The organism is Saccharomonospora sp. NPDC046836 (genome assembly GCF_040645195.1).
GTDB lineage: Bacteria > Actinomycetota > Actinomycetes > Mycobacteriales > Pseudonocardiaceae > Prauserella_A.
Genome location: NZ_JBEYXW010000064.1, coordinates 1 through 14,172, shown reverse-complemented (window position 1 = coordinate 14,172; position 14,172 = coordinate 1). Strand labels below are relative to the sequence as shown.

Genomic DNA, 14,172 nt, shown 5'->3' with positions numbered 1-14,172 from the left:
CGAACCGCCCGAGCCGGTAGAGGTAGGTAGCCATGCTGCCGACGATGTCGTGTCCGCGCCGTCGGGGCGTCGGCCGCGCGCCGACACTTTCCACTACTGCGACGGCGGTATTTCTGAGAACCGTTACTGCGCAGGGGTTATGTCCACGCGTGCCAGGCCGGTCTGGTAGGCGATCACCACCAGCTGTGCCCGGTCACGAGCGTCCAATTTGGCCATCGCCCTGTTGACGTGTGTCTTGGCGGTCAGTGGCGAAACGTAGAGACGTTCGGCGATCTCGTCATTGGACAGACCCTGTGCGACGAGGGCGAGGACCTCCCGCTCGCGGCTGGTGAGCGCGCTCAGCTGCGCGGGTTCGGGCAGTCGGGCCGACTCGTCGGGCTGGGTGAGGAACCGCGCGATGAGGCCTTTCACGGCCTTGGGGGACAGCAGCGCGTCGCCGCGTGCGACCACCCGGATCGCCTCGATCAGCTGTTCGGCGTCGACACTCTTGCCGAGAAAGCCGCTCGCGCCGGCGCGCAAGGCGGAGAACACGTATTCGTCGACCTCGAACGTGGTGAGTACCAGTACCCGCACGCCTGCCAGCTGCGGGTCGGCCAGGATCTCGCGGGTCGCGGCGAGCCCGTCGACCTCGGGCATCCGGATGTCCATGAGCACGACGTCGGCGCCGGTCTCGCGGGCGAGCGCAACCGCCTCCCGGCCGTCTGCCGCCTCACCCACCACCGACAGATCCGGCGCGGACTCGATCAGCACACGGAACCCGGCGCGGATCAGCGCCTGGTCGTCCGCCAGCAGCACGCGAATCGTCACCCTGCTCTCCTTCCGGATGGGGAAGTACGGCGCTCACCAGGAAACCGCCACCCGGCAGCGGGCCCGCCGCCAGCCGGCCGCCCACCGAGCAGGCCCGCTCCCGCATACCCGCGATGCCCCGCCCGCTGCCGCCGGTCGTGGGCAGAGCGCCCGAGCCGCTCAGGTTGCGCACCGCGACCCGCAGCTCACCCGGTGAGGTGGTGAGCTCGACGGTGGCGGCGGCTCGGCCCGCGTGCTTGTAGACATTGGTCAGCGACTCCTGGATCACCCGGTACGCGGCCAGATCCACCGCGGTGGGCAGGGTCGTGCGCGGCTCGCCGCCGAGTAGTTCCACCGGCATTCCTGCCGAGCGGAACGAGGCGAGCAGGTTGTCCAGCCTGGCGAGCGAGGGCACCGGTTCGGTCGGGGCCGCCTCGCCCGAGTCCCGCAGCACTCCCAGTAGCAGCGAGATCTCGTCGAGCACGGTGCGGCTGGCCTGGCGCACGTGGGTGAGCGCCTGCCTCGCCTGGTCGGGCTGGTCCTCCAGCACGTGCATGGCGACGGTGGACTGGACGTTGATCAGTGCGATGTGGTGGCCGACGACGTCGTGCAGCTCGCGGGCGATGCGCAGGCGCTCCTCGGCGACCCGCCTGCGTGCCTCCTCCTCGCGGGTGTGCTCGGCGCGGCGGGCGCGCTCGGCCATCTCGGCGACCTGCTCCCGCTTGTTGCGCACCACATGCCCCAGCTCGGCGGCGAACCCGATGCCGATGCCGATGTTGAACGTCTCGGTCCAGGTGCCCTCGGGCGTGAGCAGGGCCGCTGTCCCGGCCGCCACGGCCACGAGCGCGCAGGGCAGCGCGGTTCGCACGCCGTTGCCGGAGAGGGTCGATGTCAGGGTGTACGCGGCGCAGGCCGCAGCCAGGATGAACGGGGTGTCCGCACCGTCGACGGTGATGCAGACCAGCGCGAGACCGGACGTCCCCGCGAGCACCGACAATGGCCAGTGGCGCCGCAGCACCAGCAGTGCGCAGGCCAGCGCGCCGAACAACACGCCCATGGCGGTCGGCTTCTCGTACGCGCTCTGGCTGAACAGCTCCGGGGTGTATGCCGCGGTGGCGAAGCAGCCGAACGCGACGAGGATGTCCGAGGCGAGGGGATGGGTCCGCGCGAGCTGCCGGCAGCGGTTGGCGAGGCCCATGGCCTCACGGTACGGCACGGGTGCTGAGGGCAGCGTCCATCAGCCGCGGTACGCCCCGCCTACCACGGCGGCGGTAGCTGCTGTGAGACTACTGCCGTGACCGCACCTCCGAACCGCCCGGAGCCGCCACTGGCCGGTGGCGAACGTGAGCAGCTGACCGGTTTTCTGGACTTTCTCCGCGCCACGGTGGTGTGGAAGAGCACCGGGGTGACCGAGGAGCAGGCACGCAGGCAGCTCGTGCCGAGCAGGCTCACGACGATCGCGGGGTTGCTCGGTCACCTGATCTACATGGAGCAGTACTGGTTCTGCGTGGTGCTCGACGGCAGGCCGGATCCGTGGCGCGAGGCGCTGAGCGAGGACCGCAACGCCGAGTTCCGTGGTGCGCTCGAGATGCCGATGGAGCGGCTGATCGCGGCCTACGAACGGCAGTGCGACACCAGCAGGAGGATCGCCGCCGGGCTGGCGCTCGACCACGAGGTGCCGTTCCGCGGTGAGGGCACGATCAACGCCCGGTTCGTACTGGTGCACATGATCGAGGAGACCGGGCGGCACGCCGGACACCTCGACCTGCTCCGTGAGCTCACCGACGGCCTGGTCGGCGAGTGAGTTCATTTCCACATAGGACCACATAGGACGTAGTCGGGGCGCCCGCGCCACAACCCTCGATCGGGGTACCGCGCCGTCCCGCGAATGGGCATATCCCGAGGAAATCCGGGTCGCGGGAACACGGTGTGGGGAATGACCTCCGCGACACACGGCGTGGCTACTGGATTGGCGCCTGCGTGATGCCTACCGTCCTACGTCAGCGTTGGTAGTTGACATAACTCTAAGCCTTAGGTTTAGGTTGAGGGTTTTCTGGGGTGACACAAGGACTCCCGGGCCGTCGATATCCAGCGCCAGGCACCGAACAGCACCACGATCAGGAAGGCGAACCCGATGACGCCCCCGCACAATTACCTCGCGGTGATCAAGGTCGTCGGTATCGGCGGCGGCGGCGTGAACGCCGTGAACCGGATGATCGAGGTCGGCCTCAAGGGTGTCGAGTTCATCGCGGTGAACACCGACGCGCAGGCACTGCTGATGTCCGATGCCGATGTCAAGCTCGACATCGGCCGCGAGCTGACGCGCGGCCTCGGTGCCGGCGCCTCGCCGGAGGTCGGGCAGAAGGCCGCCGAGGACCACCGCGACGAGATCGAAGAAGTCATCAAGGGCGCCGACATGGTGTTCGTGACCGCGGGCGAGGGCGGCGGCACCGGTACCGGTGGCGCGCCGGTCGTCGCGCAGATCGCGCGCAAGCTGGGGGCGCTCACCATCGGCGTGGTCACGCGGCCCTTCTCGTTCGAGGGCAAGCGGCGCGCGCGGCAGGCCGAGGAGGGCATCCAGGCGCTGCGCAACGAGTGCGACACCCTGATCGTGATCCCGAACGACCGGCTGCTGCAGCTCGGCGACATCGGCGTCTCGCTGATGGACGCGTTCCGTTCGGCCGATGAGGTGCTGCTCTCCGGTGTGCAGGGCATCACCGACCTGATCACCACGCCTGGTCTGATCAACCTGGACTTCGCCGACGTCAAGAGCGTGATGTCGGGTGCGGGCAGCGCCCTCATGGGTATCGGCTCGGCGCGTGGCGAGGGGCGGGCCGTGCAGGCCGCGGAGAAGGCGATCAACTCCCCGCTGCTGGAGGCGTCGATGGACGGCGCGCACGGGGCGCTGCTGTCGATCGCGGGTGGCTCGGACCTGGGCCTGTTCGAGATCAACGAGGCGGCGTCGCTCGTCCAGGAGTCAGCGCACCCCGAGGCGAACATCATCTTCGGCACGATCATCGACGACTCGCTCGGCGACGAGGTGCGGGTGACCGTGATCGCGGCCGGCTTCGACGCAGGCGCGCCGACCCACAAGAAGCTCGAGCCGGGCACCCTCGGCTCCTCCCGCGGTGGTTCCACCGCGACGGCCGAGGCAGGCCAGGTGGGCAGCAACAGCGCCGTGGGTCAGTCGCGGCCGGGTGCCTCGCCCGTCGGTGGTGACAGCGGCCCGACGCCGCCGGTGTCCCGGCCGCAGTCGCCGATGGGCGGCAACGGCCACGGCACCCAGCCCGGCTCCCTGCCGCCGCAGGCCGGCGTCAGCAACCGGGGCTACCCGCCGCCGCCCATCTCGTCCCGTGGTCAGGGCAGCCTGCCCGGTCGTGCGTTCCCGGTGACCGACGACCCCACCGACGACGACGTGGACGTCCCGCCGTTCATGCGGAGGTAGGCCCCCGCGTCCAGCAGCCGTGAAGGCCACCAGGCCCGTGCACAAGCGCGGTGCGGGTGGCCTTCACTGCTGCTCGGGCGCCGATAGGCTCGCGGTTGGTTGTCGACTGAAGTGGAAAGGTGCTGTCCTTGCGCATCCGGCGGGTGGTCACGACGAGGGCAGGCGGCGTCTCGAAGCCGCCGTTCGACTCCTTCAATCTCGGCGGGCATGTCGGCGATGCCCCGGCGGCCGTCACCGCCAACCGCCATCGGCTCGCCACCGAGCTCGGCCTGCGGGAGGAGCAGCTCGCCTGGATGGAGCAGGTACACGGCCGCACGGCGACGATCGTCGACGGCACCGAGGACCGCCCCGCCGAGGCGACCGACGCGCTGGTGACGGCGCGGCCCGGCGTGGCGGTGGTCGCGCTCGTCGCCGACTGCGTTCCTCTGCTGCTGGGTGACCCGGAGGCCGGGGTGGTCGCGGCCGTGCACGCCGGTCGCGTCGGTGCCAGGGTGGGTGTGGTCCCGGCCGCACTCGCTGCCATGCGTTCACTCGGCGCCGAGCCGGGCCGGATCGAGGCGCTGCTCGGCCCGTCGGTGTGTGGCCAGTGCTACGAGGTGCCTGCCGAGATGGCCGACGACGTCGAGGCGCACCTGCCCGGCAGCAAATGCCGCAGCCGCGCCGGGACCGCCGCGCTCGACCTGCGTGCCGGGCTGTGGCGGCAGCTCGCGGACGCCGGTGTGGGCAAGATCGGGGTCGATCCGCGGTGCACCGTCGAGGACGACACCCTCTTCAGCCACCGCAGGCAACAGCCGACCGGCCGGATCGCCGCCCTCACCTGGATCGAGGAGTGAGATGGTGACCGCGCCCGCAGCGCAGCGCCGGGCCGAGCTCGCGGTGGCGCTCGATGCGGTCCGTGCCCGGATCCGGCGCGCCTGCGCGGCAGCGGGTCGCCAGCCCGGCGAGGTGCGCTTGCTCGCGGTCACCAAGACGTTCCCCGCGACCGACGCCGCGCTCCTTGTCGATCTCGGCATGACCGACCTCGCCGAGAACCGCGACCAGGAGGCGGCCGCGAAGGCTCGTGAGGTCGCCGAGCTCCGGCCGGGCAGCCCCGTCCGCTGGCACATGGTCGGCAGGCTGCAACGGAACAAGGTCCGGTCGGTGGTGCGCTGGGCGGCGGAGGTCCAGTCGGTGGACTCACCGCGGCTGGTCGACGCGCTCGCCGGGGCGGTGCCGGCCGCGCTCGACGCGGGGGAGCGGAACAGCCCCCTGGCCGTGCTGCTGCAGGCGAGCCTCGACGACGCTCCCGGGCGCGGTGGCTGCCCGCTCGAAGAGCTCCCGGCACTCGCCGACGCGGTCGCCCGAAAGAGTGACATTTTCCACTTGCGTGGCGTTATGGCGGTTGCTCCGCGCGGTGAGGACCCGGCGCGCGCATTCGAACGGCTCGCGCATGCAGCGCAGCGGCTGCGTGCCGACCATCCCGCCGCGACCGAACTCTCCGCAGGTATGAGCGGCGACCTCGACCAAGCGGTCGCGTATGGGTCGACATGTGTGCGTGTCGGAACAGCGTTGCTCGGCGGTCGCGGTCTAGCCTCGCCTTAGAGAAGTTCACCCACAGCGGCATTCGTGCGCGTGACTCAGCGTCAAGGGTGGGGCGGCGACCGCGAGGGCGAAGGAGAGGCATGAGCGCGCTGCAGAAGCTGAAGGCCTACTTCGGGATGGTCCCGGCGGAGGACGACTACGACTTCGACGACGACTACCGGCGCGGCTACTCCGATGACGACAACTACGACGGGTACGACGACGACCAGTACGCGGAGCAGCAGTCACGCCGTAGCCGCCCGCGCTACCACGTCATGGACGAGTTCGAGGAGGTGGAGCCGGTGCCGACGCGCCGATCCGTTCCGGCGGCCGAGCCAGCTGTGCACGGTGCGCTCGCCGTCGACCGGCAGACCGACCCGGTGACCCGGCTGCGGCCTGCCCCGGAGCCGGCGCGTCAGAGCAGCGCAGCCCGTGACCCGCTGAGCCGGATCATCACCCTGCACCCGACGAGCTATCTCGACGCGCGGGAGATCGGCGAGGCCTACCGGGAGGGCGCGCCTGTGATCATCAACCTGACGAAAATGGACAATGCGGACGCGAAGCGGATCGTCGACTTCGCTGCCGGCCTCGGGTTCGCGCTGCGTGGGTCGATGGACAAGGTCACCAACAAGGTGTTCTTGCTCTCACCCCCGGATGTCGACGTGACCGCCGAGGATCGCCGGCGCATCGCCGAGGGCGGTTTGTTCCTCCGCCACTGAGGCGGGGTGAACGAGTGTGGCAGAGTGGTGACGTGGATGCGGTCCGGTTGATCCTTTATTGGCTGCTCTTTGCCTTCTGGCTCCTGCTCACGGCAAGGATCGTGGTGGAGCTTGTCCGAGCGTTCGCCCGTGACTGGCGTCCCGCCGGGGGGGTTGCGGTGACGCTCGAGACCATCTACACAGTGACGGACCCACCGGTCCGGCTACTCCGCAGGATTATTCCGATCGTGCGGATCGGCGGCGTGGGGCTGGACTTATCGATTATGGTCTTGCTGTTGGTTGTGTTCATAGGGATGCAACTGGCGTATCCCGGGTGACGGGGAACCCGGGATTGTCGGGCAAGCCATGGAGTGCGTGAGGTGATCTGATGTCGTTGACCCCTGCTGACGTGCATAACGTCGCGTTCAGCAAGCCTCCAATCGGCAAGCGGGGCTATAACGAGGACGAGGTGGATGCGTTCCTCGACCTGGTGGAGACCGAGCTTGCCCGGTTGATAGAGGACAATAACGAGCTGCGTCAGCAGGTGGAGCAGCTCGATGCGGAGTTGGAATCGACCCGTAGCGAGCTGGAGTCCGCGAAGGCCAACACCGGCCCCCCGCCGCAGGCTCCGCCCCGCGACGACACCCCGTCGCGCCGGCTCGCGCCGGTGCCCCCGCCGTCGTCGATGGAACAGACACAGGCCCACGGGTTCATGGGGGACAGTGGCGAGCCCAACGTGCAGGCAGCCAAGGTGCTCGGGCTGGCACAGGAGATGGCGGACCGGCTGACCGCCGAGGCGAAGACCGAGTCCGACGGCATGCTCGCCGAGGCGCGTACGAAGTCCGAGCAGCTGCTCTCCGACGCGCGGTCGAAGGCCGACTCGATGGTCAACGAGGCGCGAACCCGTGCCGAGACCATGCTGAACGACGCTCGGACCAGGGCGGAGACCCTCGAGCGGCAGGCGCGTGACAAGGCGACCACCATGGATCGCGAGGCGCAGCGCAAGTACACCGAGACCATGAACAACCTGAACACCGAAAAGGGCACGCTGAACAAGAAGATCGAGGAGCTGCGCACGATCGAGCGGGAGTACCGCACGCGGCTGCGCGGGTTCCTCGAGTCCCAGCTGCGCGAACTCGACGATCGCGGTTCAGCGGCACCGGCCTCGGCGTCGGCGTCGAACTCCGGCCAGCCGGCCGGCGCGAGCGGCGGCCAGGGTTACTCGTTCGGCCCGCGTGCCGAGGCGGGCTGACCGCCCCCCGACGTAGCGGAAAGAGACGGCTCCGACACTCCTGCGGGAGGGGCGGAGCCGTTTCGCGTCTGATTCGTGCTGTAATTCAGCGTGCTCTACTTCGTCCTCATCCTGGTGCTCGCCGCCCTTGGACTGGTGGTCACGGCACTCATCACGGCGAACTCCCTCTGGGCCTGGATCTCGATCGGCCTCTCGGCGCTCGCCGGGCTGTTGCTGGTCATCGACTGGTTGCGCAGGCGCTCGGCAGCGGGGGCACGGAGCACGTCCCGCGAGACCACGGATGGCGACGAGCAGGACGAGGACGGCCAGGAGCCGGAGCCCGAACCGGCCACGGAAGGCAAGGCCACGGGCAAGCCGGCGAGCGCCGAGCCCACGGAGGAGCAGACCGACGCCGCGGATCTGCTGGTCGTGTCGGGCCTGGCGGAGGAGGTCCTCGTCGTCGACGAGTTCCCCCGCTACCACCTCAGCGGCTGTGACTGGCTCGACGGCAAGGACACCATCCCGCTCGCCGTGAAGGAGGCCCGTGACCTCGGCTTCACGCCGTGCGCGCTCTGTGGTCCCGATGCCAGGCTCGTGGCCGAGCACCGGGAGAAGCGCAAGTCGCGGAAGTAGCGGCCGCACGCGATCGGCTCGCGGCCACCGGTTAACCTGGTGGGCACAGGCGCCGATCCGGCCATCACCGGGGAGCCTCCGGAAGAACGGGTGACGACCCCAGTAGAACCGGACGGGAGCGGCCCGTGACAGCCGCCGAATGAGAGGCCCGTACCCACGTGGTGCGGGCAAGCGGGGTGGTACCGCGGAACGTGCGCCTGACGGCGCCGAGTCGTCCCCGTGTGGGCTCAGGCGAGCCCGTACGACGCAGACGAAACCGCGAGGAGCGCACCCGGATGTACCCCAAGGCATTCGTCGGCGGGCAACCCGCCGACCAGGTTCCCGCCCAGCCGTCGTTCCCGGCGCTGGAGAAGGACGTGCTGGCCTACTGGGAGGCGGACCGCACCTTCGCCGCGACCGTGGACGCACGGGAGGCCGGCAAGGACGGCAGCAACGAGTACGTCTTCTACGACGGTCCGCCCTTCGCCAACGGTCTTCCGCACTACGGGCACCTGCTCACCGGGTACGTCAAGGACATCGTGCCGCGTTACCAGACGATGCGCGGCAAGAGGGTGGAGCGCCGTTTCGGCTGGGACACCCACGGCCTGCCCGCTGAGCTCGAGGCCGAGCGGCAGCTGGGCATCACCGACAAGTCCCAGATCGACGACATGGGCATCGCGGAGTTCAACCAGGCCTGCCGCGAGTCCGTGCTCCGCTACACCAAGGAGTGGCAGGAGTACGTCACCCGCCAGGCGCGCTGGGTCGACTTCGACAACGACTACAAGACGCTCGACCTCACCTACATGGAATCGGTGATCTGGGCGTTCAAACAGCTCTGGGACAAGGGCCTGGTCTACGAGGGCTACCGGGTGCTGCCGTACTGCTGGCGGGACGAGACGCCGCTGTCCAACCACGAGCTGCGGATGGACGACGACGTCTACCAGAGCCGGCAGGACCCGGCGGTGACGATCGGTTTCCGCATCGAGGGCAACAACAACGACCTCGATGGGGCGTACCTGCTGATCTGGACGACGACGCCGTGGACGGTGCCGTCGAACATGGCGGTCGCGGTGCACCCGGACATCGACTACGTGGTGGTCGAGGCCGACGGGAAGCGGTACGTGCTCGCCGAGGCCCGCGTTGCCGCCTATGCCAGGGAACTCGGCGAGGAACCCTCTGTCGTGGCCCGGTACAAGGGAAGTGGGCTGGTCGGCACCCGGTACGTGCCGCCGTTTCCGTACTTCGTCGGCCAGGAGAACGCGCACCGCGTGTACCCCGCCGACTTCGTGACCACCGACGACGGCACCGGGATCGTCCACACCGCACCGGCCTACGGTGAGGAGGACAAGGCCGTCACCGACGCCGCCGGAATCACCCCGGTCACCCCGGTCGACGCGAAGGGCCGCTTCGACGCGACCGTGCCCGACTACGAGGGCCAGAACGTCTTCGACGCCAACGCCAACATCATCCGGGACCTCAAGAACGGTACGGGTTCCGCTGCGCAGCAGGGTGCGATCCTGCTCCGGCACGAGACCTATGACCACTCCTACCCGCACTGCTGGCGTTGCCGTAACCCGCTGATCTACCGGGCCGTGTCGTCGTGGTTCGTGGCCGTCACCGAGTTCAAGCACCGGATGGTCGAGCTGAACCAGCAGATCACCTGGTACCCGGAGCACGTCAAGGACGGCCAGTTCGGCAAGTGGCTGGAGAACGCGCGCGACTGGTCGATCTCGCGCAACCGGTACTGGGGTACGCCGATCCCGGTCTGGATCTCCGACGATCCGGCCTACCCGCGTATCGACGTCTACGGTTCGCTCGACGAGCTCGAGCGAGACTTCGGGGTGCGGCCGCAGGACCTGCACCGGCCCTACGTCGACGAGCTGACCCGGCCGAACCCGGACGACCCGACCGGCAAGGCCACCATGCGGCGGGTGCCGGACGTGCTGGACGTGTGGTTCGACTCCGGCTCGATGCCCTATGCCCAGGTGCACTACCCCTTCGAGAACGCCGAGTGGTTCGAGCACCACTATCCCGGCGACTTCATCGTCGAGTACATCGGCCAGACCCGTGGCTGGTTCTACACGCTGCACGTGCTGGCGACCGCGCTGTTCGACCGGCCTGCGTTCCGGACCTGTGTCTCGCACGGCATCGTGCTGGGCTCCGACGGGCAGAAGATGTCCAAGTCGCTGCGCAACTACCCGGATGTCACCGAGGTGTTCAACCGCGACGGCTCCGACGCCATGCGCTGGTACCTCATGGCGAGCCCGATCCTGCGCGGCGGCAACCTGATCGTCACCGACAAGGGCATCCGGGACGCCGTGCGCCAGGCGGTGCTGCCGCTGTGGAACTCGTACTACTTCCTCGCGCTCTACGCCGGCGCCGAGGGCGTCGAAGGGCGGGTGCGGACTGATTCGCGGCACGTGCTCGACCGTTACATCCTCGCCAAGACGCACGAGCTGGTGACCGACGTCGGGTACGCGCTCGACAGCTACGACATCGCAGGTGCCTGCGCGACCGTGCGGGACTTCCTCGAGGTGCTCACCAACTGGTACGTGCGCCGCTCCCGCGACCGGTTCTGGGCTGGTGAGCAGGACGCGATCGACACGCTGCACACGGTTCTGGAGGCTGTCTGCCGCACGACGGCGCCGCTGCTACCGCTCACGACGGAGGCCGTGTGGCGCGGTCTGACCGGTGGCCGCTCGGTGCACCTTGCCGACTGGCCGCTGGTCGACGAGCTGCCCGCCGACGCGGCACTGGTCACCGCGATGGACCGGGTGCGCCAGGTGTGCTCCTCGGCGCTGTCGCTGCGCAAGGCGAACAAGCTCCGGGTGCGGCTGCCGCTGGCGCGGCTCCTGGTGGCCGCGGCGGACGCCGAGACCCTGCGTCCGTTCGCCGACATCATCCGCGACGAGGTGAACGTCAAGTCGCTGGAGCTGACCACCGACGTCGCGGCGCACGGCGGCTTCGAGGTCGTGGTCAACGCGCGGGCGGCCGGCCCGCGGCTCGGCAAGGACGTGCAGAAGGTGATCAAGGCCGTCAAGGCCGGGGAGTGGAGCGTCTCCCCGGAGGGCGCGGTCGTGGCCGCCGGGATCGAGCTGCTCGACCGGGAGTACGAGCGGCGCCTCGTCGCGAAGGACGAGGGTGCGGCGGCCGAGCTGCCGGGCGGCTCCGGCCTGGTGCTGCTGGACACCGAGGTGACGCCGGAGCTCGCGGCCGAGGGCGTGGCCCGTGACCTGGTGCGGGTGGTGCAGCAGGCACGGCGCGACGCCGGCCTCGACGTGTCCGACCGGATCTCGGTCGCCATCGATGCGTCGGACGACGTCGTCGCCGCGGCGAGGGCGCACGAGTCGTTCCTGGCGGCGGAGACGCTCGCCACGGGCGTGGACTACACCACCGTCACCGACGGTTTCTCCGGCGCTGTCGGCGACGGCGACAAGGTCACTGTCGTAGTCACGAAGCAGTAGTGGGGTGCCGCCGGATGAGCTGATGATGAAAATTTCCTCATCGTCGGCTCATCCGGTTCTCGCCCGGGGCAGGCGATCATGGACGCATGAGCCCAACACCGCGGATGCTCGCGCTGGTCGCCGTGCTGGCACTGCCCGTCGCGGCGGTGCTGGCGACGCTGTTGCTGGCCGATCCGAGGCCGCCGCAGGAAACTCCCGTGGTCCGGATCGGGGAGTCGAGTTCCGCGGTCAGCCCCAACACGCAGCCGACCACCGGGTCGCAGACCCCGACGCTGAGCCGGCTGCCGCCGCCACCGCCGGTGGACGACGACGAGCTGGACGACCTCGACGACCTCGACGACTTGTACGACGATGACGACCGCGACGACGGTTGAGCTGCGGCCCGCAGGGCCGGTGCCTGCAAGTGGCACCCGGGTACCGGCGCGGGTTCAGATCATGGGCTGGCTGGTGCTCGTCATGGCCGCCGGCCTCGCCACCGTCATCCTGCTCGTGTCCGAGTTCGAGCATCGGGCCATCGACCGCCGGGTCAACAGTGGTCTGGAGCAGGAGGCGGCGGAGTTCCGCCTGCTGGCGAGCCGGGGCCACGACCCGGCCACGAACCAGCCGCTGACTGATCCGTACGAGCTGTTCGTGCGGCACCTCAGCGGCCAGTACCCGCAGCGGGCCGAGGTGCTGCTCGGCGTGGTCGCCGAGGGCACCACGCTGCGTTCGGTCGACCAGCGGGACCGGGCGCTGTCCGACGTCCGCCTCGACGACACGCTGCTGCGCGGCATCGTCAGCGCGCCGGAGGCGACCGGCACCGTGCAGACACCGGGCGGTGAGCTGCGCTGGCTGCGGGTCGATGTGCTGCCGCCGACGGGTGGGAGCACACCACAGGCGTGGTTCGTCAGCGGCTTCTTCATGGACGTCGCCACGGCCGATGTCGACGACACCATCCGCACGCTCGTCGCGATCAGCGCGGTCGCGCTGGTGCTCGGCGCCGGTGTCTCGTGGGTGGTGGCCGGTCAGATCCTCGCTCCGGTGAACACGGTGCGGCGCGCGGCCGCGGCGCTGACCGAGCAGGACCTCACTCATCGCATTCCGGTGCACGGCCGCGACGACATCGCCGCGCTCGCCGAGCAGTTCAACGCGATGCTCGACCGGTTGGAAAGTGCCTTCGCCACCCGCAGGCAGTTCCTCGACGACGCCGGGCACGAGCTGCGCACGCCGATCACGATCATCCGTGGTCACCTGGAGGTCATGGGCGACGATCCCGCCGAGCGCGCGGAGGTGGTGCGGCTGTGCACCGACGAGCTGGACCGGATGGCGCGCATCGTCGACGACCTGTTGTTGTTGGCGAAAGCGGAACAGCCCGACTTCCTCCGTCCGGAGTGGACATCGGTGCCCGAGCTGACGAGCGACGTCGACGCCAAGGCCAGGGCGATCGCGCCACGGATGTGGCAACTGGAGGCGGTGGGGGAGGGAGAGGTGTTCGTCGACCCGCAGCGGGTGACCCAGGCGGTGCTGCAACTGGCGCAGAACGCCGTGCAGCACACGACCGACGGCGCGGTCATCCGGCTCGGGTCGGCGGTGCACGCCGATTCGGTGTCGTTCTGGGTGACCGACAGCGGCCCCGGGGTGCCATCGTCCGACGCGGCGCGGATCTTCGACCGGTTCGTGCGCGGTGCGGCAGGCGCGCGCGACGGCACGGGCGCGGGCCTCGGCCTCGCGATCGTCAAGGCCATCGCCGAGGCGCATTACGGGCAGGCCCGAGTGCTGTCGGTACCTGGTCGTGGCGCGACATTCGGCATCGAAATACCGTCCGGGAGTGGCTGGCGATGAGCCGGATCCTGATCGCCGAGGACGAGCAGCGCATCGCCTCGTTCATCGAAAAAGGCTTGCGGGCCAACGGTTTCGCTACCACTGTCGTCGCCGACGGCGACGCCGCGCTCGCCCACGCGGTGGCCGGCGGGTTCGATCTGGTGGTACTCGATCTCGGCCTGCCGCGGCGGGACGGTTTCGCGGTGCTGCAGGCGATGCGGCAGGCGCGGGTCACCACGCCGGTGATCATCCTGACCGCGCGCGGCTCGGTGCACGACACGGTTGCCGGTCTGGAGGGTGGCGCGGACGACTACATGACCAAGCCGTTCCGGTTCGAGGAGCTGCTGGCCCGCGTGCGGTTGCGGTTGCGGCCGGTGGACCGTGCGCCGGAGGTCACGGTGCTGCGGCACGGTCTGGTGTCGCTCGACCTGCGCACCCGGCGCGCCGAGACTCCGGACGGGATGGTGGACCTGACCGCCAGGGAGTTCGCGCTGCTGGAGCTGTTCCTCCGGCATCCGGGTCAGGTGCTCTCCCGCGAGCAGATCCTGTCCCATGTGTGGGGTTACGACTTCGACC

General features: G+C 69.6%; 14 protein-coding genes. 12 read left to right on the top strand and 2 right to left on the bottom strand.

From position 1 onward, the window contains the following. Nucleotides 1-123: 123 nt before the first annotated feature. Complete coding sequence (locus tag ABZ863_RS33865) at nt 124-807, bottom strand: response regulator transcription factor (RefSeq protein ID WP_358543702.1); 684 nt, start codon at nt 805-807, stop codon at nt 124-126. Further along, nucleotides 710-1,984, bottom strand: a complete 1,275-nt coding sequence (locus tag ABZ863_RS33860; RefSeq protein ID WP_358543699.1) for a histidine kinase — start codon at nt 1,982-1,984, stop codon at nt 710-712. Before ABZ863_RS33860 ends, ABZ863_RS33865 begins: the two co-directional genes overlap by 98 nt. 96 nt (nt 1,985-2,080) lie before the next feature. Here ABZ863_RS33860 and ABZ863_RS33855 point away from each other — a divergent pair, with 96 nt between their 5' ends. From ABZ863_RS33855 to ABZ863_RS33800, 12 genes are all read left to right on the top strand, one after another. Then, entirely contained in the window at nt 2,081-2,590 is a 510-nt protein-coding gene (locus ABZ863_RS33855) for a DinB family protein (RefSeq protein ID WP_358543697.1), read from the top strand. Nucleotides 2,591-2,920: 330 nt separating this feature from the next. Beyond that, nucleotides 2,921-4,231, top strand: coding sequence for a cell division protein FtsZ (gene ftsZ, locus ABZ863_RS33850; RefSeq protein WP_358543694.1), 1,311 nt, complete (start codon nt 2,921-2,923; stop codon nt 4,229-4,231). Between the two features lie 128 nt (nt 4,232-4,359). Further along, nucleotides 4,360-5,064, top strand: coding sequence for a peptidoglycan editing factor PgeF (gene pgeF / locus ABZ863_RS33845; RefSeq protein ID WP_358543692.1), 705 nt, complete (start codon nt 4,360-4,362; stop codon nt 5,062-5,064). 4 nt (nt 5,065-5,068) lie between these two features. Continuing rightward, nucleotides 5,069-5,812, top strand: a complete 744-nt coding sequence (locus tag ABZ863_RS33840; protein WP_358543690.1) for a YggS family pyridoxal phosphate-dependent enzyme — start codon at nt 5,069-5,071, stop codon at nt 5,810-5,812. Nucleotides 5,813-5,892: 80 nt separating this feature from the next. Next, nucleotides 5,893-6,510, top strand: coding sequence for a cell division protein SepF (gene sepF / locus ABZ863_RS33835; RefSeq protein ID WP_358543688.1), 618 nt, complete (start codon nt 5,893-5,895; stop codon nt 6,508-6,510). Nucleotides 6,511-6,542: 32 nt separating this feature from the next. Next, nucleotides 6,543-6,827 (top strand): YggT family protein, encoded by a 285-nt coding sequence (locus ABZ863_RS33830; protein ID WP_358543686.1) that lies wholly within the window; start codon nt 6,543-6,545, stop codon nt 6,825-6,827. Nucleotides 6,828-6,877: 50 nt separating this feature from the next. Continuing rightward, a complete protein-coding gene (locus tag ABZ863_RS33825; protein ID WP_358543683.1) occupies nt 6,878-7,741 on the top strand; it encodes a DivIVA domain-containing protein in 864 nt (287 codons plus the stop codon). 90 nt (nt 7,742-7,831) lie between these two features. After that, the gene (locus tag ABZ863_RS33820) at nt 7,832-8,353 is read left to right on the top strand and encodes a hypothetical protein (RefSeq protein WP_358543681.1); all 522 of its coding nucleotides are present in this window, start codon (nt 7,832-7,834) and stop codon (nt 8,351-8,353) included. A gap of 275 nt (nt 8,354-8,628) precedes the next feature. Then, nucleotides 8,629-11,796 carry an isoleucine--tRNA ligase gene (ileS, locus tag ABZ863_RS33815; protein ID WP_358543678.1) on the top strand — a complete coding sequence of 1,056 codons (3,168 nt, stop codon included), beginning with the start codon at nt 8,629-8,631 and terminating at the stop codon, nt 11,794-11,796. An 86-nt stretch (nt 11,797-11,882) separates the two neighbouring features. Beyond that, the gene (locus tag ABZ863_RS33810) at nt 11,883-12,170 is read left to right on the top strand and encodes a hypothetical protein (protein ID WP_358543676.1); all 288 of its coding nucleotides are present in this window, start codon (nt 11,883-11,885) and stop codon (nt 12,168-12,170) included. Continuing rightward, a complete protein-coding gene (locus ABZ863_RS33805) occupies nt 12,148-13,617 on the top strand; it encodes an ATP-binding protein (protein ID WP_358543674.1) in 1,470 nt (489 codons plus the stop codon). The genes ABZ863_RS33810 and ABZ863_RS33805 overlap by 23 nt, the downstream gene beginning before the upstream one ends. Next, nucleotides 13,614-14,172 (top strand): response regulator transcription factor (locus ABZ863_RS33800; RefSeq protein WP_358543671.1); only part of this gene is annotated, 559 nt, incomplete at its 3' end. The genes ABZ863_RS33805 and ABZ863_RS33800, both read left to right, overlap by 4 nt.

Bases quoted from the DNA above. Each gene is read 5' to 3' on its own strand.
- ABZ863_RS33860 (WP_358543699.1), bottom strand. From the start codon at position 1,984: ATGGGCCTCGCCAACCGCTGCCGGCAGCTCGCGCGGACCCATCCCCTC.
- ftsZ (WP_358543694.1), top strand. From the start codon at position 2,921: ATGACGCCCCCGCACAATTACCTCGCGGTGATCAAGGTCGTCGGTATC.
- sepF (WP_358543688.1), top strand. From the start codon at position 5,893: ATGAGCGCGCTGCAGAAGCTGAAGGCCTACTTCGGGATGGTCCCGGCG.
- ABZ863_RS33825 (WP_358543683.1), top strand. From the start codon at position 6,878: ATGTCGTTGACCCCTGCTGACGTGCATAACGTCGCGTTCAGCAAGCCT.
- ileS (WP_358543678.1), top strand. From the start codon at position 8,629: ATGTACCCCAAGGCATTCGTCGGCGGGCAACCCGCCGACCAGGTTCCC.
- ABZ863_RS33810 (WP_358543676.1), top strand. From the start codon at position 11,883: ATGAGCCCAACACCGCGGATGCTCGCGCTGGTCGCCGTGCTGGCACTG.
- ABZ863_RS33805 (WP_358543674.1), top strand. From the start codon at position 12,148: ATGACGACCGCGACGACGGTTGAGCTGCGGCCCGCAGGGCCGGTGCCT.